The sequence below is a fragment of the Nocardioides sp. genome (assembly GCF_030150155.1).
Lineage (GTDB): Bacteria > Actinomycetota > Actinomycetes > Propionibacteriales > Nocardioidaceae > Nocardioides.
Genome location: NZ_JASLGR010000006.1, coordinates 81,165 through 101,278 on the forward strand (window position 1 = coordinate 81,165; position 20,114 = coordinate 101,278).

Annotated in this window: 21 protein-coding genes; 20 read left to right on the top strand and 1 reads right to left on the bottom strand. The window is 69.8% G+C overall.

Annotated elements, in window-relative coordinates:
* The first annotated feature begins 7 nt into the window (after positions 1 to 7).
* The 12 genes from pgeF (at position 8) to Q1V88_RS01240 (ending at position 12,159) form a co-directional block, all read left to right on the top strand.
* Positions 8 to 730 (top strand): peptidoglycan editing factor PgeF, encoded by a 723-nt coding sequence (pgeF, locus tag Q1V88_RS01185; RefSeq protein WP_300676787.1) that lies wholly within the window; start codon positions 8 to 10, stop codon positions 728 to 730.
* Positions 727 to 1,446: a YggS family pyridoxal phosphate-dependent enzyme gene (locus Q1V88_RS01190; protein ID WP_300676790.1), complete on the top strand. Its 720-nt coding sequence runs from the start codon at positions 727 to 729 to the stop codon at positions 1,444 to 1,446. Before pgeF ends, Q1V88_RS01190 begins: the two co-directional genes overlap by 4 nt.
* A 37-nt stretch (positions 1,447 to 1,483) precedes the next feature.
* Complete coding sequence (gene sepF, locus Q1V88_RS01195) at positions 1,484 to 1,990, top strand: cell division protein SepF (protein WP_300676793.1); 507 nt, start codon at positions 1,484 to 1,486, stop codon at positions 1,988 to 1,990.
* A gap of 66 nt (positions 1,991 to 2,056) precedes the next feature.
* On the top strand, positions 2,057 to 2,344 hold the full coding sequence (locus Q1V88_RS01200) for a YggT family protein (protein WP_300676794.1): 288 nt from the start codon (positions 2,057 to 2,059) through the stop codon (positions 2,342 to 2,344).
* A gap of 143 nt (positions 2,345 to 2,487) precedes the next feature.
* On the top strand, positions 2,488 to 3,249 hold the full coding sequence (locus Q1V88_RS01205) for a DivIVA domain-containing protein (RefSeq protein WP_300676796.1): 762 nt from the start codon (positions 2,488 to 2,490) through the stop codon (positions 3,247 to 3,249).
* A gap of 330 nt (positions 3,250 to 3,579) precedes the next feature.
* Positions 3,580 to 4,005, top strand: a complete 426-nt coding sequence (locus tag Q1V88_RS01210) for a TraR/DksA C4-type zinc finger protein (protein ID WP_300676799.1) — start codon at positions 3,580 to 3,582, stop codon at positions 4,003 to 4,005.
* Positions 3,978 to 4,499, top strand: coding sequence for a signal peptidase II (lspA, locus tag Q1V88_RS01215; RefSeq protein ID WP_300676802.1), 522 nt, complete (start codon positions 3,978 to 3,980; stop codon positions 4,497 to 4,499). Before Q1V88_RS01210 ends, lspA begins: the two co-directional genes overlap by 28 nt.
* The gene (locus tag Q1V88_RS01220; RefSeq protein ID WP_300676805.1) at positions 4,496 to 5,431 is read left to right on the top strand and encodes an RluA family pseudouridine synthase; all 936 of its coding nucleotides are present in this window, start codon (positions 4,496 to 4,498) and stop codon (positions 5,429 to 5,431) included. The genes lspA and Q1V88_RS01220 overlap by 4 nt, the downstream gene beginning before the upstream one ends.
* An 85-nt stretch (positions 5,432 to 5,516) precedes the next feature.
* Entirely contained in the window at positions 5,517 to 6,197 is a 681-nt protein-coding gene (locus Q1V88_RS01225; protein WP_300676808.1) for a hypothetical protein, read from the top strand.
* Positions 6,198 to 6,350: 153 nt separating this feature from the next.
* On the top strand, positions 6,351 to 9,932 hold the full coding sequence (gene dnaE / locus Q1V88_RS01230) for a DNA polymerase III subunit alpha (protein WP_300676810.1): 3,582 nt from the start codon (positions 6,351 to 6,353) through the stop codon (positions 9,930 to 9,932).
* Positions 9,920 to 10,462, top strand: coding sequence for a hypothetical protein (locus tag Q1V88_RS01235; RefSeq protein ID WP_300676812.1), 543 nt, complete (start codon positions 9,920 to 9,922; stop codon positions 10,460 to 10,462). The genes dnaE and Q1V88_RS01235 overlap by 13 nt, the downstream gene beginning before the upstream one ends.
* Positions 10,463 to 10,515: 53 nt before the next feature.
* Positions 10,516 to 12,159, top strand: coding sequence for a DUF3352 domain-containing protein (locus tag Q1V88_RS01240; RefSeq protein WP_300676814.1), 1,644 nt, complete (start codon positions 10,516 to 10,518; stop codon positions 12,157 to 12,159).
* Between the two features lie 6 nt (positions 12,160 to 12,165).
* Here Q1V88_RS01240 and Q1V88_RS01245 read toward each other — a convergent pair whose 3' ends face one another.
* Positions 12,166 to 12,813 (bottom strand): LON peptidase substrate-binding domain-containing protein, encoded by a 648-nt coding sequence (locus tag Q1V88_RS01245; RefSeq protein ID WP_300676817.1) that lies wholly within the window; start codon positions 12,811 to 12,813, stop codon positions 12,166 to 12,168.
* A gap of 82 nt (positions 12,814 to 12,895) precedes the next feature.
* Between Q1V88_RS01245 and hisD the strand changes: the two genes are divergently transcribed.
* Genes hisD through Q1V88_RS01285 form a run of 8 tightly spaced genes read left to right on the top strand, consistent with a single transcriptional unit; the run spans position 12,896 to position 20,113 of the window.
* A complete protein-coding gene (gene hisD, locus Q1V88_RS01250) occupies positions 12,896 to 14,212 on the top strand; it encodes a histidinol dehydrogenase (RefSeq protein ID WP_300676820.1) in 1,317 nt (438 codons plus the stop codon).
* Positions 14,209 to 15,306, top strand: coding sequence for a histidinol-phosphate transaminase (locus tag Q1V88_RS01255; protein WP_300676823.1), 1,098 nt, complete (start codon positions 14,209 to 14,211; stop codon positions 15,304 to 15,306). The genes hisD and Q1V88_RS01255 overlap by 4 nt, the downstream gene beginning before the upstream one ends.
* A complete protein-coding gene (hisB, locus tag Q1V88_RS01260; RefSeq protein WP_300676826.1) occupies positions 15,303 to 15,917 on the top strand; it encodes an imidazoleglycerol-phosphate dehydratase HisB in 615 nt (204 codons plus the stop codon). Before Q1V88_RS01255 ends, hisB begins: the two co-directional genes overlap by 4 nt.
* The gene (gene hisH / locus Q1V88_RS01265; RefSeq protein ID WP_300676829.1) at positions 15,914 to 16,561 is read left to right on the top strand and encodes an imidazole glycerol phosphate synthase subunit HisH; all 648 of its coding nucleotides are present in this window, start codon (positions 15,914 to 15,916) and stop codon (positions 16,559 to 16,561) included. Before hisB ends, hisH begins: the two co-directional genes overlap by 4 nt.
* Positions 16,561 to 17,295 (top strand): bifunctional 1-(5-phosphoribosyl)-5-((5-phosphoribosylamino)methylideneamino)imidazole-4-carboxamide isomerase/phosphoribosylanthranilate isomerase PriA, encoded by a 735-nt coding sequence (priA, locus tag Q1V88_RS01270; protein WP_300676831.1) that lies wholly within the window; start codon positions 16,561 to 16,563, stop codon positions 17,293 to 17,295. Before hisH ends, priA begins: the two co-directional genes overlap by 1 nt.
* Positions 17,292 to 18,053 carry an imidazole glycerol phosphate synthase subunit HisF gene (gene hisF, locus Q1V88_RS01275; protein WP_300676834.1) on the top strand — a complete coding sequence of 254 codons (762 nt, stop codon included), beginning with the start codon at positions 17,292 to 17,294 and terminating at the stop codon, positions 18,051 to 18,053. The genes priA and hisF overlap by 4 nt, the downstream gene beginning before the upstream one ends.
* A 10-nt stretch (positions 18,054 to 18,063) precedes the next feature.
* The gene (locus Q1V88_RS01280) at positions 18,064 to 18,483 is read left to right on the top strand and encodes a type II toxin-antitoxin system PemK/MazF family toxin (protein WP_300676836.1); all 420 of its coding nucleotides are present in this window, start codon (positions 18,064 to 18,066) and stop codon (positions 18,481 to 18,483) included.
* A 46-nt stretch (positions 18,484 to 18,529) separates the two neighbouring features.
* On the top strand, positions 18,530 to 20,113 hold the full coding sequence (locus Q1V88_RS01285) for an FMN-binding glutamate synthase family protein (protein WP_300676839.1): 1,584 nt from the start codon (positions 18,530 to 18,532) through the stop codon (positions 20,111 to 20,113).
* The last annotated feature ends 1 nt before the right edge of the window (position 20,114 follow it).

Genomic DNA, 20,114 nt, shown 5'->3' on the forward strand with positions numbered 1-20,114 from the left:
GAGCACGGTGTACTTCTTCCGCGGCGCTGCTGGCCCTGTCGACCTGGCCTTCACGGACAGGTCGGGCGGGGTCAGTGGCGCGCCGTGGGACTCCCTCAACCTCGCGGTCTCCGGGCCCGACGACGAGGCGGCCAAGGTCGAGAACCACCGGCTCCTGATGGCCGACTTCGCCCCGCAGGCCGAGCTGGCCGACCTCTACCAGGTGCACAGCGCCCGCGTCGTGGTCGCCGAGCCCGGGGTGCGCCCCGAGGCCGACGCTCTGGTCACCGACCGGGCCGACGTGGTGCTGCTGGTCCGTGCGGCCGACTGTGTGCCGGTGCTCCTGGCCGACCGTGGTGGCCGGGTGATCGGAGCCGCCCACGCCGGCCGACTCGGGATGGTCTCCGGCGTCGCCCCGGCCACCGTGGCCGCGATGCGTGACCTCGGTGCCGGCCAGATCGACGCCTGGATCGGTCCCTCGATCTGCGGGCGGTGCTACGAGGTGCCCGAGGCGATGCAGGCCGAGGTGGCCGCGATCGAGCCCGCCACGGCTGCGACCACGTCGTGGGGCACCCCGGCTCTCGACATCGCCGCCGGCGTCAGGGCCCAGCTCGAGCGCGAGGGTGTCACCGTGCACCTCGACGGCGCCGGCTGCACCCGCGAGGACGCCTCCCTCTTCTCCTATCGACGCGACGGCGAGGGCTCCGGGCGCCTGGCCGGCGTCATCCGACTCTCAGGAGGTGCCGCGTGAGTGGCCCCGACGGCGGTGCACGCCGTGACGAGCTCGCCGCCAACCTGGCCCGCGTCCAGGCGCGGATCGCCGCCGCCGAGCGGGCAGCCGACCGCGCCCCAGGCGAGGTGAGCCTGGTCGTGGTGACCAAGTTCTTCCCCGCCTCCGACGTCCGGCTGCTGGCCGGTCTCGGCGTCACCGACGTGGGGGAGAACCGGCACCAGGAGGCGGCTGCCAAGGCCGCCGACTGCGCCGACCTCGACCTCGCCTGGCACTTCATCGGCGGCCTGCAGTCCAACAAGGCCGCCGCCGTGGCACGGTACGCCGACGTGGTCGAGTCCGTCGACCGGGCGCGGTTGGTGGCACCCCTGGCACGCGGCGCCGCCGAGGAGGGCAGGCGGGTCGACGTACTGCTCCAGGTGAGCCTGGATCCGCCGGACCACACCGGCGAGCGCAGCGGCGCCACCGAGGCCGACCTCGGTGCCCTGGCCGAGGCGGTCAGCGCGACCGAGTCGCTGCGACTGCGTGGGCTGATGGCCGTCGCGCCGCTCGGCGAGGAGCCGGCGCGCGCCTTCGAACGGCTGGCGCAGATCCGCCAGCGGTTCATGCAGAGCTTCCCGGAGGCGACGACGTTGTCGGCCGGGATGAGTGGCGATCTCGAGGAGGCGATCGCCGTGGGTGCGACACATGTGCGTGTCGGCTCGGCGGTCCTCGGTTCGCGACCGGGAGTCCTTTAATGTCAAACCAAGCAGAACAACCGGAAGGTCAGATGTCATGAGCGGCGCGATGCGCAGGATCGGGGAGTACCTCGGCCTGGTCGAGGACACCGGTCGTTACGACGACTACACCGACGAGGTCCCGGCCTACGACGCCGGCGAGTGGGACAAGCGACAGGCTCCGCCGACGGAGCCCGCTCCCTCGCGCCAGCCTCCGCGCGTGCGTCCGGCACCGGTTGCCGACATCACCGAGCGGCGCCGTCCGCAGGCGGTCCCCGATGTCGAGCTGTCCAAGATCGTCACGGTGCAGCCCAAGACGTACAACGACGCCCGCACCATCGGCGAGAACTACCGTGACGGTGTCCCGGTGATCATGAACCTCAACGAGATGGTCGACGCCGACGCCAAGCGCCTGGTCGACTTCGCCGCCGGTCTGATCTTCGCCACCCGTGGGGACATCGAGCGGGTGACGAGCAAGGTCTTCCTGCTCTCCCCGCCCAACGTCACGGTCGCGGCCGAGGCCAAGGCGCGGATCGCTCAGGGCGGGTTCTTCAACCAGTCCTGAGTCCGCTGCGGTGCCGGTGGGCGGGCGAACGGCGCAGGCTGGGGCGAGGCCGCTAAGGTTTCGCCCATGCATAGCGTCGGGGCCGTCATCGTGCTCCTCCTCTGGGCCTTCATCGGGCTGCTCTGGGTGCGGTTCATCGTCGACTGGGTGCAGGTCTTCGCCCGGCACTGGACGCCCAAGGGCATCCTGCTGGTCCTGCTCGAGGTGGTGTACTCGATCACCGATCCGCCGATCAAGGCGCTGCGCCGGGTGATCCCGCCGCTGCGACTGGGTCCGATCGCCCTCGACCTGAGCTTCCTGATCGTGCTGCTGGCGGCCTACATCGCGCTCAGCCTGGCCGGTCGGCTGCTGTAGCAGAACCGGCGTTCAGGTGCCGTCATCTCGACACGCGCTATGGTGTCGTCACAGGATTACCAACAGCAACACCTCAGCCTGGCAGGTCTCCTGACAGGCTGATCTTCCCAATCAGTGCACGCAACGAACGAATAGGTGGGGTCATGCCGTTGACGCCAGAGGACGTGAGCAACAAGAGGTTCACGCCCGTCCGTCTCCGCGAGGGCTACGACATGGGCGAGGTCGACCAGTTCCTCGACGAGGTCGAGGCCGAGCTTGCTCGCCTGACCAAGGAGAACGACGACCTTCGGGCCAAGCTCGCATCCGCGCAGTCGGGCGAGCAGGCACCGGCGCCCGTCGCCGCCCCCGCTCCCACGCCTGAGCCGGTCGTCGAGAAGAAGCCCGAGCCCGAGCCCGTCGTGGCCGCGTCGGCTCCGGCCGCCGCGCCTGCCGCTGTGGAGACCCTTCGGGTCGAGACCGTGCCGCAGGCGTCCAACGCCGCAGCGCGTCTCCTCGAGATCGCGACCCGCAACGCCGACGAGCTCGTCGACGGTGCCAAGGACGAGGCTGACAAGATCGTCGGCGAGGCCCGCACGAAGGCCGAGCGCCTGGAGAGCGAGTCGAAGGCCAAGGCCGACCGGCTGGAGGCCGACGCCCGCCAGCGCGCCCAGATGCTCGACCAGGAGACCGCCGAGCGGCGTACGCAGCTCTTCGGTGACCTGGAGCGCGAGAAGGAGAAGCTCGACACCGACGTCGCGAACCTGCGCTCGTTCGAGCGCGAGTACCGCTCCCGTCTCAAGGGCTACTTCACCCAGCAGCTCGAGGCTCTCGGCACGATGGCCGCCGAGCCGGCTCTGGGCCCGGGCGACGACGCTCCGTCGGCGCCCAAGCGTCTGCGTTCCATCCTCGGCGAGGACGAGAACTGATCGTCTCCTGACGATGCGATGGCCGGCCCTCGGGCCGGCCATCGTGCATTTCGGGAGTTTTTTGCCCTCTGTGTGCGGAGCGCCCCATTGAGTGGCGGACAGGGCTGGGCTAGCCTCCCCGCACGCTGTGATGGTGCCCGCGAGCCGCCTGGTGCGGTCGGGCGCCCTCGCCAGGCGCCTACTAGGAGGCATGACATGGCTCGGACCCCTGCGGCAACCCAGAGTGCCAGCGCCGCCACCGCGGCGAAGAAGGCCCCGACGAAGCGGGCCACCGCCACCAAGGCGACCCCCGGCACCACGTCTCGGCGACGGACAGGGCACACTTCTCCCGTGGCAAAGAAGGCAGCTGTCAATCCAGCCCCTGAAAACCTGGTGGTCAAGGAAGGCGAGGAGCCCTGGACCCAGGCAGAACTCGACGAGATCATCGCAGAGCTCAACGACCAGCGCGCCCACTCGCTCGCGCTGCTCGAGGCTCAGGAGGCCGAGCTCTCCGGCCTGATGAAGGACAGCGGCGACGGTGCCGGCCAGGACCAGGCCGACATGGGGGCGACCAGCTTCGAGCGTGACCAGGAGCTCAGCGTCGTCAACTCCGAGAAGGACAAGCTCGCTCAGATCGAGCGCGCCCTGACCCGGATCGCCGACGAGACCTACGGCATCTGCGAGGCCAACGGCGAGCCGATCGGCAAGATGCGCCTGATGGCGTTCCCGCGTGCGACCCTGTGCATGGCATGCAAGCAACGGGAAGAACGACGCTGAGCAAGGCACGCGTCTGGCTGATCGCAGCCGCAGCGGCACTCCTCGGCCTGGCACTCGACCAGGTCACGAAGTCGCTGGCGGTGGCTCACCTGACCCCCGGCGAGCAGCACCACCTGATCGGGTCGCTGCTCCAGCTGAATCTCACCCGCAACCCGGGTGCGGCGTTCAGCACGGGCACCAGCATGACGGCGGTGATCTCGTGCATCGCGATCGTCGCCGGTGTGGTGGTGGCGTGGGTCGTGGTCGCCAAGACGCGTGACTGGCTCTGGGCGCTGGCGCTGGGCTTCCTGGAGGCGGGCATCCTCGGCAACGTCGTGGACCGGCTCGTGCGCGAGCCCTCGCCGCTCAACGGGCACGTGGTCGACTTCCTCGAGCTGCCGCACTGGCCGATCTTCAACGTCGCCGACTGCTTCATCACGGTCGCCGCGGTGCTGATCGTGGTGCAGGCGGCCCGCGGGATGAAGCTGGACGGCACCCGCGAGGTCGCGCGGTGAGCGCGAGCGAGCAGCGCACCCTCTTCGTTCCCGACGGTCTGGAGGGGGAGCGGGTCGACTCGGCCATCGCCCGCCTCTTCGGGCTCTCCCGCACCCGTAGTGCCGAGCTGGCCGCCGACGGCCTGGTCCTGCTGGACGGCCGTCCGGCCGGCAAGTCCGACCGGGTCAGCGCGGGCGCCATGCTCGACGTCACGATCCCGGTCCTGGCCGATCCGCTGGAGATCCACGAGGAGATCGTCGAGGGGATCCGGATCATCTACGAGGACGACGCCATCGTGGTGATCGACAAGCCCGTCGGGGTCGCGGTCCACCCGAGTCCCGGCTGGACCGGTCCGACGGTCGTGGGCCACCTCCGGGCCGCCGGCGTGCGGATCTCGACCTCGGGCGCCAAGGAGCGCGAGGGGATCGTCTCCCGGCTCGACGTGGGCACCTCCGGGGTGATGGTGATCGCGAAGTCCGAGCACGCCTACAGCGTGCTCAAGCAGGCCTTCCGCGACCGTACGCCGACGAAGGTCTACCACGCGCTGGTCCAGGGGCACCCCGACCCGCACGAGGGCACCATCGACGCTCCGATCGGGCGCCACCCCAAGGCTGACTACAAGATGGCCGTGATGGCCGACGGTCGGCACTCCATCACGCACTACGCGACGCTGGAGGCGCACCGCTACGCCAGCCTGCTCGAGGTCCACCTCGAGACCGGCCGGACGCACCAGATCCGGGTGCACATGAGCGCGACCCACCACCCGTGCGTGGGGGACCTGACCTACGGCGCTGATCCGACCCTGGCCCGCAAGGTCGGCCTGGAGCGGCAGTGGCTGCATGCGGTGCGGCTGGGCATCACCCATCCCGAGACGGGGGAGTACGTCGAGTTCAGCTCGCCCTACCCCGACGATCTCGACCGCGCCTTGAACGTCGTACGCGACCTGGTCTGAGGCCGCACCGGGGCGAGGACACCGGCCGTTCGGCTCTGGTGGCCTCGTCCCGCCCCGGCTACCCTCCCTCGCAGGGAGGCAGGACGTGATCGACACCAGGATGGGACGGGAGGTTCGTGCCGCGATCGAGGCGGCACGATCGAGCGCGCTCGACGCCAGGGCGCTGGACGACCTGGGCCGCTCCGGGCGCGGCGAGGTGGCGACCGAGGTCGCGCTGCATCCGTCCTGGGCCGAGGTGGCCTCCCTGCCCGCCCACCTGCGTGAACGGCTCGGCGTGGGTCGCGCCGACCTCGACGAGGCGGCGGCACGGGCACGGGCCGACGGGCGCTGGGCCGAGCTGGTGGCGGTCTCCGCTGCCTGGGGCTACGGGCGGTCGTCGTACGGCTCGTGGCGCACGGCGCGGATCACCACGCTGCCCGAGGTCGCCGAGCGGCTCGCCGCGACCGTCGAGGTGCTCGACGTGGAGGGGCCCGTGGCGGCGTACTACCGGCTGGTCAACGAGGGCCACCTGCACGGCTGGGGACCGGCGTCCTTCACCCGCTTCCTGGCTGCGGCCGACCTGCGCGGTGCGGGCCGTGCGGTGATGCTGACCCCGGCGATCGCGGCGGCTGTCAACGGCCTGCTGGTGCTCGACGAGATCGCGGTGGCCGACTGGCCGACGGTCGACTATGCGTTTCATCACGCGCTGACCCACCGGATCGCGGCCGAGTGCGGCCTCGACGTCACCGTGGTCGAGAATGCGTGGGAGACGATGTCGCGGCCCTGAGCCGCGTGGGTCGTACCAGAAATGTCGGTGGTCGCGTCAAAGATGTGACGTGCTTCCGAGGTCGCGTAGTCTGGGGTTCCTTCCCCAGGTGACCGCGCGATCTGTTCATGGCGCTGCGTGCGCCGGTGACTTTTCCCCTTGAGGAGGGCAGAAATGACGTCGTCCCCGGGTGCTTCCGCGGACTTCGCGCATCTCCACGTCCACACCGAGTACTCGATGCTCGATGGGGCCAGCCTGCTGGACGGGCTCTTCTCGCGTGTGAGTGAGCTGGGCATGTCCAGCATCGCGATGAGCGACCACGGCAACATGCATGGGGCCTACGACTTCTACTCCAAGGCTCAGAAGTACGGCGTCAAGCCGATCATCGGGGTCGAGGCCTACATCACCCCCGGCACCCCGCGCGGCGAGCGAAAGCGGGTCCGGTGGGGCCGTGGCGACGCGGCCCAGGAGGGCGGCGACGACGTCTCCGGTGGTGGCGCCTACACCCACATGACGATGTGGGCCGAGACCACCGAGGGGATGCACAACCTCTTCCGGCTCTCCTCACGTGCCAGCCTGGAGGGCTACTTCTACAAGCCCCGGATGGACAAGGAGATCCTGTCCGAGCACAGCAAGGGGATCATCGTCTCCACCGGCTGCCCGTCCGGAGCGATCCAGACCCGGCTCCGGCTAGGGCAGTGGGACGAGGCGCTGCGCGAGGCCGGCGAACTCCAGGACATCTTCGGGCGTGAGTCGGTCTTCCTGGAGCTGATGGACCACGGCATCAGCATCGAGAAGCGGGTCCGCGACGACCTGCTCAAGCTCGGCAAGACGATGGGCATCAAGCCGATCGCGACCAACGACTCGCACTACAACAACCCCGAGGACGCCGGGGCCCACGAGGCCCTGCTGTGTGTGCAGTCGGGCTCGCGGATGGCGGAGCCGCCGTACAGCCAGGGCGGCAAGCGGTTCGCCTTCGAGGGCTCGGGCTACTACATCAAGTCCGCCCAGGAGATGCGCGAGCTCTGGGGTCGTCAGGACCTGATCGAGGCCTGCGACAACACCCTCGCCATCGCCGAGCGGTGCAACGTCGAGTTCGTCGAGTCCACCGGCGGCTACATGGCACGCGCCGAGATCCCCGCCGGCGAGACCGAGGAGTCCTGGTTCCGCAAGGAGGTCTGGCGCGGGATCGAGATGCGCTATCCCGGTGACAAGCTCACCCAGGAGGTCAAGGACCGGGTCAACTTCGAGCTCGACATCGTCGTGCAGAAGGGCTACCCGGGCTACTTCCTGGTGGTCGCCGACTTCATCCAGTGGTCCAAGAACAACGGCATCCGGGTTGGACCGGGCCGTGGCTCGGGTGCCGGCTCGATCGCGGCGTACGCACTCAAGATCACCGACCTGTGCCCGCTGGAGCACGGCCTCTTCTTCGAGCGGTTCCTCAACCCTGAGCGACCCTCGATGCCTGACTTCGACATCGACTTCGACGACCACCGTCGCGGTGAGGTCATCCAGTACGTCACCGAGAAGTACGGTGCCGAGCGGGTCGCCCAGATCGCCACCTTCGGCCGGATCAAGGCCAAGGCTGCGATCAAGGACGCGGCCCGCATCCTCGACCACGGCTTCGCCATCGGCGACCGGATCACCAAGGCGCTGCCGCCCGACGTGATGGGCAAGGGCGTCAAGCTCAAGGAGCTCTTCGACCCGTCCTCCAAGCGGTACGCCGAGGGCGCCGAGTTCCGCTCGATGCACGAGTCCGACCCCGAGGTCCGGCGGATCTACGACACCGCCGTCGGTCTGGAGGGCCAGATCCGGCAGACCGGTGTGCACGCCGCCGGCGTGATCATGTCGAGCGAGCCGCTGATCGACATCGTGCCGCTGATGGACCCGAAGCAGGATGGCCAGACCATCACGCAGTTCGAGTACCCGAAGTGCGAGGCGCTCGGCCTGGTCAAGATGGACTTCCTGGGTCTGTCCAACCTCCACACGCTCGACGACGCGGTGGCCAACATCAAGTCCAACAAGGGCGTCGACCTCGTCCTGGAGGACGTCCCGTTCGACGACCAGGCCACCTACGAGCTGATGGGCCGCGGTGACACGCTGGGCGTCTTCCAGCTCGATGGTGGCGGTATGCGGGCGCTGCTGCGCTCGATGCTCCCCGACAAGTTCGCCGACATCACCGCCGTCTCCGCGCTCTACCGGCCGGGGCCGATGGGTGCGGACTCGCACAACAAGTACGCCCACCGCAAGAACGGCCGCCAGCCGATCGAGCCGATCCACCCCGAGCTGGCTGAGGCACTCGAACCGGTGCTGGGTGAGACCTACGGTCTGATCGTCTACCAAGAGCAGGTCATGGCGATCGCCCAGGTGCTCGCCGGCTTCTCCCTCGGCGCCGCAGACAACATGCGGCGCGCGATGGGTAAGAAGAAGAAGGAGGAGCTCGACAAGCAGTACGCCGGCTTCGAGGGCGGCATGCTCGAGCGCGGCTACTCCAAGGACGCCGTCAAGACGCTGTGGGAGATCCTCGTCCCCTTCGCCGACTACGCCTTCAACAAGTCGCACTCGGCGGCGTACGGCGTGGTCACCTACTGGACCGCGTACCTCAAGGCCAACTACCCCACGGAGTACATGGCTGCGCTCTTGACCTCGGTCAAGAACGACAAGGACAAGATGGCGATCTACCTCAACGAGTGTCGCCGGATGAAGATCAACGTGCTGCCGCCCGACGTCAACGAGTCGCTCGTCGACTTCGCCGCCGTCGGCAACGACATCCGCTTCGGTCTGACCGCGGTGCGCAACGTCGGTCTCAACGTGGTCGAGGGGATCGTCGCGGCCCGGGGGGAGAAGGGGCGCTACACCGACTTCAACGACTTCCTGGACAAGGTCCCGGCGGTGGTCTGCAACAAGCGGGTGATCGAGTCCCTGATCAAGGCCGGTGCCTTCGACGACCTCAAGCACAAGCGCCGTGCGCTGATCTCGGTGCACGAGACCGCCGTCGACCAGTACGTCGACATCAAGAAGAACGAGGCGATCGGCCAGGACTCCCTCTTCGGCGGGCTCGACGAGTCGATGGGTGGTGGCTTCGGGATCTCGGTGACGATCCCCGACGTCGACGAGTGGGAGAAGATGTCGCTGCTCGCCCACGAGCGCGACATGCTCGGCCTGTACGTCTCCGACCACCCGCTGCTCGGCCTGGAGCACGTGCTGGCCAGCGGCACCGACATGACGATCGGTCGGCTGCTCACCGACGAGTCGGTGGCCCACGGCCACCACGTCACCGTGGCCGGCCTGATCACCAACGTCAACCGCCGGATCACCAAGAAGGGCGACCCCTGGGCGACGATCACCCTGGAGGACCTCGAAGGTGCCGTCGAGGTGCTGCTGTGGCCGAGCGTCTACGTCCAGGTCAGCTCCGCCCTGGCCCAGGACGCGATCATCAGGGTCAAGGCCGGTGTCGACAAGGAGCGGGAGACGGTCCAGCTGCGCGGCATGGAGGTGACCGTGCCCGACCTCAACGAGGGCGCGGTCGGCGGTCCGGTCGTGATCAGCATGCCCTCGACGCGGTGCACGCCACCGGTGGTGGCCCAGCTCAAGGACGTCCTGGGCACCCATCCCGGCATGACCGAGGTGCGGCTGCGTCTGATGAGCCGTCAGACTACGAGGGTGATGCGTCTCGACGACCGGCTGCGGGTGACCCCGAGCCCGGCACTCTTCGCCGACCTCAAGCAGCTGCTCGGGCCGGGATGTCTGAGCTGAGCACGACCGCGCGGGGGACCTCGGTGCTCTCTCGTGCGGCGCTCTCGCGCTCGGTCGGCTGGGCCGTCGGCATCGTGGTGTGGTGCGCGGTGGCGGGTTACGTCGCGGGCCGGATCTGGATGACCCGCTGGCACGCGCCGACCGGCCAGGTGGTCAGTCACGTCTGGTATCCGAGCCCGTGGGACGAGGGCAACCGTGCCGCGTTCAAGGCGACCGGCTGGTTCGTGCTGATCGCGCTGCCGCTGGGTCTGTTCACCGGGATCGTGGCGGGCATCGCGGGCCGGGGCCGGGAGATCACCACGATGGTGGCGGTCCTGATCGGCACCTGCGTGTTCTCCGCGGTGATGCTGGCCTACGGCGTGCACGCCGCCCCGGCGGACCCGACCGCGGCAGCGAAGAAGGCTGCCGACGGCACCGTCCTCCTCGGCACCCTGGCCCATCCCGGGATTGCCGCCCTGGCGGTGGCCCCGGCGGCGGCTCTGGGGTGTCTGGGCTTCATCTATCTCCTCTTCACGCGCCCGAACACGTAGGCTGCGCGGCAGTGTCGGCACACAGGCCCGGCACAGCCTCGAAGGGAGCCGAGATGTCGGCCAAGGGATGGATCATCGGATCGAGCGCTGCCGTGGTGGCGGTCGGGGCCGGAGCTGCGACCTGGGCGGCTGTCTCGTTCTTCAGCTCGGGGCCTGACGCCGGGGAGGCGCTGCCGGCCAGCACCGTCGCCTACGTCTCCCTCGACCTCAACCCGAGCGGCAAGCAGAAGATCGCCGCCCTCAAGCTGGCCAACAAGTTCCCGAGCCTGCGCAAGGAGCTTGGTCTGAACTCCACCGACGACGTCCGTCGCAAGGTGGTCGAGGAGCTGACCAAGGGCACCAGCTGCTCCCTCGACTACGCCAAGGACGTCGAGCCCTGGATCGGTTCGACGGTGGCACTGGCCGTGGTCGACAAGACCGACCCGAAGCCGGTCGTGGCCCTGGAGGTCAAGGAGGCGGCGAAGGCGAGCAGCGAGGGTCAGGCACTCGCCGACTGTGTCTCGAAGGCCCACGACCAGGTGGCGTTCGCGGTCTCCGGCTCCTGGATGGTCTTCGCCGAGAACGACGACACCGTCCACCAGGTGATGGACGAGGCGGCCAAGCACTCGCTGGCCGACGACGCCGACTTCAAGAAGTGGACCTCGGAGACAGGCGATCCCGGCATCCTGACGGCGTACGCCGCTCCCGCCGCGCCGGAGGCGCTGGCGAACTACATCGGCACGATGGCCAAGGGCCTGGCCGGCTACTCCCTCGGCACCGCCGACGGCGCCCTGCCCCCCACCGAGGTCGTCCCGAGCATGTGCCCGGGGCAGAGCACCACGGACCTCAAGGACCAGGCCGACGCTCTCGCCTCAGGGGCCTACAAGGACTTCAAGGGTGCCGCCGCGACGGTGCGGTTCGGTGGCAGTGGCATGGAGCTGGTCATGGCCGGCGCCCCGGGCGGTGCCGACGCCGGCACGCCGTCAGCCGGCGTCAGCGACCTGCCGGCCAAGGTCGATCTCGCCGTCGGTCTGGGGATGGGCAAGTCCTTCCTGACCTCGGTGATGGATAGCCTCACCGCGAGCTGCCCGGAGCAGAAGACCAAGCTCTACGAGTCGATCTCCCGGGCCACCGGCCTGAACGCTCCCGCCGACCTGGAGGCCCTGACCAGCCAGTCGGCCCAGCTCGTCCTGGGCTCGGGCTTCAGGTTCGACACGATGTTCGGCGGCGGTGACTCCTCCGACGGCGTGCCGCTCGCGCTGCGGGTCAAGGGCGACCCGGCCACGCTGATGCCGATCGCGCAGAAGCTGACGGCGACGCTGAAGAAGCAGCTCGGTGCCGAGATGCTCTCGATGATGGGTCTGGACGACGTGCTGACGCCGGTCCAGGGCAAGGACTCGGTCACCGTCGGCCTCAGCGCTGCGTTCACGCAGCAGGTCGCCCAGGGTGGCGGTGGACTGGGCAAGGACAAGGACTTCACCCAGGCGGTGCCCGAGGCCGACAAGGCCGGCCGGGTGCTGTACCTCTCCCACCACGGCCTGCAGCAGTTCTTCTCCAGTTCCTCCGACTTCGAGGGCTCGGCCTCCAGCGACGGCAGCTCGAGTGAGTCGAGCTCGTCCTCCGACTCGGCCGACACCGATCACCTGCAGTCGGCCGGGCTGAGCAGCTGGCTCGACGGCTCGATCTCGCGCGGCCGCCTGCTGATCACGGTGAAGTAGGCCGTCTCAGTTCGGGGACCACTGCGTGCGGGCGACCTCGGTGGCCGGCAGCGAGGGGATCACGTTCATCGCCTCCACCTCGCTGCGCAGGTAGTCGGTCACGAGCGCGATCCGTTCGCCGGTGTCGTCGGCCTCCAGCAGCGTCTGGCGCTCGGCCATCGGCAGCGGTGCGGCAGCGGCCAGGCTCCAGGAGAGGTACTCGGCGTCGCGGGGGAGCGCCCCGGTCATCGGATCGCCGCGCAGGTGGCTGACGGCGGCGCGGTACGCCGTGAAGATGGCCCGTGCCTGGAGCAGGGCGAGGTCGTCGACCTCGACCGGCAGGGTGGGGCGCTCGGTGACGGTCGCCACCGGGAACTCCCCGGAGGTGTCGAGCCGGTCCAGCCGGATCCGGTCGCGGCCGAGCACCGCGACGTCGTACGTGCCGTCGGGGTGGGCCTCGACCTCGGTCAGCTGGAGGCGCATCCCGACCCGGTACAGCGACTGGGCGCCGTGCTCGCCGACCTCGTAGCCCTCCCGGATCGCGACGGTGCCGAAGAGCCGCTCGGAGGGCTCCTCGATGCTCAGCAGGTGCTGCACCAGGGCCCGGTAGCGGTCCTCGAAGACGCGCAGGGAGAGCCGCACTCCGGGGAAGAGGACGGCGTTCAGCGGGAACATGGGGAGGCGGGTCGTGGGCGTCTGACGTCCATAACCGCTAACCGGATCGCTCATCGCAGACCAACCTACCTAGAATTGAGTCATGATCCGCCGAATCGACCTCCGTGACGCTGTTGCGTCGACCGACTATCGCGCGGCCGTGCCGCGGGCGGAGTTCGACATCGACCATGCCACGCACGTGGTGCAGCCGATCCTCGACGCCGTCCGTGAGCGTGGCCTGGAGGCCATCCTCGAGTTCAACCAGCGCTTCGACGGCGTCGAGCGCACCGAGATCCGGGTGCCCGTCGAGACCCTCGCCGCCGCCCTGGCCGACCTCGATCCCGAGATCCGGGCGGGCCTGGAGGAGTCCATCTCCCGCCTGCGGACGACGTGCCGCAACGAGCTCGAGGCCGACGCCGTCACCGACCTCGCGCCGGGTGCCCGGGTGACCCACCGCAAGGTCCCGGTCGGCCGGGTGGGCCTCTACGTCCCCGGTGGCCTCGCGCCGCTGGTCTCCTCGGTGCTGATGAACGCCGTCCCGGCCCAGGTGGCCGGGGTGCGCTCGATCGCCCTGGCGAGCCCGGCGCAGAAGGAGTTCGGCGGCCTGCCGCACCCCACCATCATGGCTGCGTGCGCCCTCCTCGGCGTCGAGGAGGTCTACGCCGTCGGCGGCGCCCAGGCGATCGCGATGTTCGCCTACGGCGTTCCCGGTGTGGTCGCCCCGGTCGACCTGATCACCGGTCCGGGCAACATCTACGTCGTCACCGCGAAGCGCCTGGTCAAGGGCAAGGTCGGGATCGACTCCGAGGCCGGCCCGACCGAGATCGCGATCCTGGCCGACGAGACCGCCGACCCGGCGTTCGTCGCCGCCGACCTGATCTCCCAGGCCGAGCACGACCCGCTGGCCGCCGCGGTGCTGGTCACCGACTCCCTCACCCTGGCCGACGAGGTCGAGGCCGAGCTGGACAAGCAGGTCGCCGCCACGAAGCACGTCGAGCGGATCCGCACCAGCCTGTCGGGCTCGCAGTCGGGCATCGTGCTGGTCACCGACGTGGAGCAGGGCATCGCCGTGGTCGACGCGTACGCCGCCGAGCACCTCGAGATCCACACCCGCGACGCCGCTGCGGTGGCCGGGCGGATCAGCAACGCCGGGGCGATCTTCGTCGGTGGCTTCGCCCCGGTCAGCCTGGGCGACTACTGCGCGGGCTCCAACCACGTGCTGCCCACCGGTGGCTGCGCCTGCCACAGCTCGGGTCTGTCGGTGCGGGCGTTCACCAAGTCGATCCACGTCATCGACTACAGCCGTGAGGGTCTGGCCGGCGTCGCCGACCACGTGGTGCGTCTGGCCAACGCCGAGGACCTGCCCGGTCACGGTGCTGCCGTCTCGGTCCGATTCGCAGCGGACGTGGTCGACCAGTGACGACGTACGTCCCACCGATCCGGCCGGAGCTGGCGGGGATCGAGCCGTACGGCGCGCCCCAGCTCGACGTCCCGGTTCAATTGAATGTCAACGAGAACCCCTACGGCCCCAGTGCCGCCTGCATCGCCGACATCGCGACCAGCGTCGCGGTGGCGGCCCAGACCCTGAACCGCTACCCGGACCGGGAGTTCACCGAGCTGCGCGAGCAGCTGGCGGCGTACCTGACCCGTGACTCCGGCCCGAGCCCGATCACGCCGGAGATGGTGTGGGCGGCCAACGGCTCCAACGAGGTGATGCTCCAGCTGCTGCAGGCCTTCGGTGGCCCGGGCCGCACGGCGCTGAGCTTCGCCCCGACGTACTCGATGTATCCGGAGTACGCCCGCGACACCATGACCACCTGGGTGGCGGGTCAGCGCGAGGACGACTTCTCCCTGGACCTGGAGCGCGCCCGCGCCCTGATCGAGGAGATCAAGCCGTCGGTCGTGCTGCTGCCCAGCCCGAACAACCCGACCGGGACGGCGCTGCCGCCCGAGGCGGTCAGCCTGCTGTGCGAGGCGGTCGGCGACAGCGGCATCGTCGTGGTCGACGAGGCCTACGGCGAGTTCCGGCGCACCGGGGTGCCCAGCGCCCTGGAGAAGCTGCCTGAGCACCCCAACCTGGTGGTCAGCCGCACGATGAGCAAGGCGTTCGCCGGTGCCGGCCTGCGGCTGGGCTACCTGGCAGCGCACCCGGCGATCACCGACGCGATCCGCGTCGTCCGGCTGCCCTACCACCTCTCGGCCGTCACCCAGGCCACCGCGCTGGCCGCGCTGCGGCACGCCCCGGAGCTGCTCGGCAAGGTCGACGAGCTGCGCACCGAGCGCGACGCCCTGGTGGTCTGGCTCCGGGAGCAGGGCTTCACCGTCGCCGACTCCGACGCCAACTACGTCTTCTTCGGCTCCTTCGCCGACCGGCACGCGGTCTGGCAGGGGCTGTTGGATCACGGCGTCCTGATCCGGGAGACTGGCCCCGACGGTTGGCTCCGGGTCTCGGTCGGCACGCCAGCAGAGATGAACGCTTTCCGCACCGCACTGATTGAGGTCACGACGTCATGAGCACCGCCCGTACCGCCCGCATCGAGCGCACCACCTCGGAGTCGAAGGTCCTCGTCGAGGTGAACCTCGACGGCTCCGGGAAGCACGACATCTCCACCGGCGTCGGCTTCTACGACCACATGCTGACCGCGCTCGCGCGGCACTCGCTGATGGACCTCACGGTGCACACCACCGGCGACGTCCACATCGACGCCCACCACACCGTCGAGGACACCGCGATCGTGCTAGGCCAGGCCATCCGCGAGGCACTGGGGGACAAGAAGGGCATCCGCCGGTACGGCGACGCCACCGTGCCCCTGGACGACGCCCTGGTGCACGCCGTGGTCGACGTGTCGGGTCGCCCGTACCTGGTCCACTCCGGCGAGCCCGAGGGCCAGGCCTACGTGCTGCTCGGCGGCACCGGCGTGCCCTACCTCGGGTCGCTGACGCGCCACGTCTTCGAGTCGATCGCGCACCACGCCTACCTCACCCTGCACGTGCGGGTGCTGGACGGCCGCGAGCCGCACCACATCGTCGAGACCCAGTTCAAGGCGTTCGCCCGGGCCCTGCGCCAGGCGATCGAGCCCGACCCGCGCGAGTCCGGCATCCCGTCCACGAAGGGTGCCCTGTGAGCGCACCCGAGGTCGTTGTCCTGGACTACGGTTCGGGCAACGTCCGCTCGGTCGTGCGCGCCCTGGAGCGCGCCGGTGCCTCCGTCGAGCTGACCGGTGACCTGGACGCAGCGATGAACGCCGACGGCCTGCTGGTGCCTGGCGTCGGTGCCTTCGCCGCCTGCATGGAGGGGCTGCGCAAGATCCGCGGCGAGCGGATCATCGCCCGTCGTCTCTCCGGCGGGCGTCCGGTGCTGGGCATCTGCGTGGGCATGCAGATCCTGTTCGAGCACGGCATCGAGCACGGTGTGGATGCCGAGGGCTGCGGCGAGTGGCCCGGCGTCGTCGAGCGGCTCCAGGCCCCCGTCGTCCCACACATGGGCTGGAACACCGTCGAGGCTCCCGTGGGCACCGAGCTCTTCGCCGGGGCCGAGGACGAGCGGTTCTACTTCGTGCACTCCTACGGCGTTCGCGACTGGACGCTGGTCACCAACGACCGCACCCGCGCGCCCCTGGTCACCTGGGCTGAGGTCGGCACGGCTGAGCAGAGCGACCGCTTTGTCGCGGCCGTCGAGAACGGTCCGCTGTGGGCCACCCAATTCCACCCCGAGAAGTCCGGCGACGCCGGTGCTCAGCTGCTGAAGAACTGGATCGGAACCCTCTGATGTCCTACCTCCAGATGCTCCCCGCCGTGGACATCAAGAACGGCAACGCCGTCCAGCTCGTCCAGGGCGTCGACGGCTCCGAGCAGGTCTTCGGGCACCCGGTCGAGGCCGCTCAGCGCTGGGCCGACGCGGGTGCGGAGTGGCTGCACCTGGTCGACCTCGACGCCGCCTTCGGGCACGGCGCCAACACCGACCTGATCGCCCAGATCGTGCGCGAGGTCGACATCAAGGTCGAGCGCACCGGCGGCATCCGCGACGACGCCTCGCTCACGGCGGCGATGGACGCCGGCGTGCACCGGGTCAACATCGGCACCGCCGCGATCGAGAACCCCGAGTGGTGCGCCCGCGCCATCGCCGAGTACGGCGACCGGATCGCGATCGCCCTCGACGTCCGCGGCACCACCCTGTCGGGTCGGGGCTGGACCAAGGACGGCGGCGACCTGTGGGAGACCCTGGCCCGCCTCGACGCCGAGGGCTGCGCCCGGTACGTCGTCACCGACGTGAACAAGGACGGGATGCTCGCCGGCCCCAACCTCGAGCTCCTCTCCCAGGTCTGTGCGGCGACGGATCGTCCGGTGATCGCCTCGGGCGGGATCACCACGATCGACGACATCCGCGCGCTGATGACCTTGGTGCCCGAGGGCGTCGAGGGTGCCATCGCTGGCACCGCGCTCTACACCGGCTCGCTCTCGCTGACCGAGGCGCTGGCCGTGACCCGGGGGGAGCAAGCATGAGCCTGGCTGTCCGGGTGATCCCGTGCCTCGACGTCGACGGCGGTCGGGTGGTGAAGGGGATCAACTTCCAGGACCTGCGTGACGCTGGCGACCCGGTCGAGCTGGCGAAGGTCTACGACGCCGAGGGCGCCGACGAGCTGACCTTCCTCGACATCTCCGCCTCCCACGAGGGCCGTGCCACCACGATGGAGATCGTCTCGCGCACCGCCGAGCAGGTCTTCATCCCGCTCACCGTCGGTGGCGGCGTCTCCTCGGTCGCCGACGTCGACCGGCTGCTGCGGGCCGGGGCCGACAAGGTCGCGATGAACACCGCCGCGATCCGTCGTCCCGAGCTGATCGCCGAGGTCGCCGACCGGTTCGGCAACCAGGTGCTGGTGCTCTCGGTGGACGCTCGCCGTGCGCCGGGCACCGCCTCGGGGTTCGAGGTCACCACCCACGGCGGCCGCCAGTCGGCGGGGATCGACGCCGTCGAGTGGGCGGTCAAGGCCGCCGAGCTCGGTGCGGGGGAGATCCTGCTCAACGCGATGGATGCCGACGGCACCGAGGACGGCTTCGACCTGGGCCTGATCCGGGCGGTCCGGCGCGAGGTCTCCCTCCCGGTGATCGCCTCGGGCGGCGCGGGCACGGCCGAGCACTTCGCGCCCGCGGTCGAGGCGGGCGCTGACGCGGTGCTGGCAGCGACCATCTTCCACTTCGGGAAGGTACGGATCAGTGAAGCTAAGGCAGCTCTGGCAGCGGCGGGCCACCCGGTCCGCTGAGTCACGACCCATGCTCGACGTCGCGTACGCCCCGAACCCGGACGGTCGCCCCGATCCGGGTGAGGTGGTGTGGACGTGGGTGCCCTACGAGGACGACCCGACCCAGGGCAAGGACCGGCCGGTGCTCCTGGTCGGGCGCTGGCACGACGGGACGACGTCGGGCCTGTGGGGGCTGTACCTGACCTCGAAGGACCACGACCGCGACGCTGCCCAGGAGGCCCGCGCGGGTCGGTTCTGGATGGACATCGGGACCGGCTCGTGGGACCGCGAGGGGCGTCCCTCGGAGGTCCGGCTCAACCGGATCGTCGCGGTGGATCCGGCTCAGGTCCGCCGTGAGGGGGCCGCAGTGCCCCGGGGCGTCTTCGAGGCCGTCGTACAGGCGGCGAAGCCGTATCTGACCCAGGCACAGCGAATCTCGGGAGATTCTTAGGGCCTCGATCCGTTTGGTGACGCCGGCCCGGTGGTAGACCGAGGTCATGGTGCGCTTCTACGTAGTGGGGTCGCTGCTCGTTCTCGGTGCTCTCGTGGTGGTCGCTGCCGCGCTCGGCAGCGCCGGCTGGTGGGTGCTCGCCGCCCTGATCGTGGTGCTGATCGGGGTCGCGATCTACGACCTGGTGCAACGCAAGCACTCGATCCTGCGGAACTACCCGCTGCTGGGTCACCTGCGGTTCCTGCTCGAGGACATCCGCCCCGAGCTGCAGCAGTACTTCATCGAGCGCAACTGGGACGGGCGGCCCTACGACCGCGACACCCGGGCCTCGATCTACGAGCGCGCCAAGGGCACCAAGCAGGAGCAGGCCTTCGGCACCGAGCGTGACGTCGACGAGCCGGGTTATGAGTACCTGGTGCACTCCACCCGGCCGCTGCCGGTGGCTCCGACGCCGCCGCGGGTGCGGATCGGGGGCCGGGACTGCTCCCAGCCTTACGAGATGGCGTTGATGAACGTCTCGGCGATGAGCTTCGGGGCGTTGAGCGCCAACGCGATCCAGGCGCTGAACCGCGGTGCCGCCCGCGGCGGCTTCGCCCACGACACCGGTGAGGGCGGGCTGAGCCGCTACCACCGCAACGGCGGCGACCTGATCTGGGAGATCGGCACCGGCTACTTCGGGGCACGGACCAAGGACGGCGACTTCGATCCCAACCGGTTCCGTGACACCGCCGCCGACGACCAGGTGAAGCTGGTCTCGCTCAAGCTCAGCCAGGGCGCCAAGCCCGGCATCGGCGGGGTCCTGCCCGGCGCCAAGGTGACCCAGGAGATCGCCGAGGCCCGGGGCGTGCCGGTGGGCGAGAAGTGCGTCTCCCCGTCGGGGCACCGGGTCTTCTCCACTCCGCGTGAGCTGGTCCTGTTCCTCGCCCAGATGAGGGAGCTCGCCGGCGGCAAGCCGACCGGCTTCAAGCTCTGCCTGGGCTCGCGGGTCGACTTCCTGGCGATCTGCAAGGCGATGGTCGCCGAGCAGGTCACCCCGGACTTCATCGTCGTCGACGGTGGCGAAGGTGGCACCGGTGCAGCGCCGATGGAGTACGAGGACCACATCGGCACCCCGCTGACCGAGGGGCTGATGATCGTGCACAACGCCCTGGTCGGCGCCGGTCTGCGCGATCAGGTCAAGGTCGCGGCCAGCGGCAAGATCGCGACCGGGATCGACGTGGTCAAGCGCCTGGTCCAGGGCGCCGACTACACCAACTCGGCACGCTCGATGATGATGGCGGTGGGCTGCATCCAGGCCCAGCTGTGCCACACCAACACCTGCCCGGTCGGGGTCGCCACCCAGGACCACCGCAGGATGCGGGCTCTCGACGTCCCGGACAAGTCCGAGCGGGTCTTCCGCTACCAGCGCGACTGTGTCGCCCAAGCGATGCAGGTGATGGCCTCGATGGGCGTCAGTGGCCCCGAGCAGCTGCGTCCGCACATGCTGCGTCGCCGGATCAGCCAGACCGAGATCCGTAGCTACGCCGAGATGTTCCACCACCTCGAGCCCGGAGAGCTGCTGGCCTCCCCGCCCGAGGGCCACTGGGCCACGGACTGGGCACTGGCCGACCCCGACCGTTTCATCCCCTGAG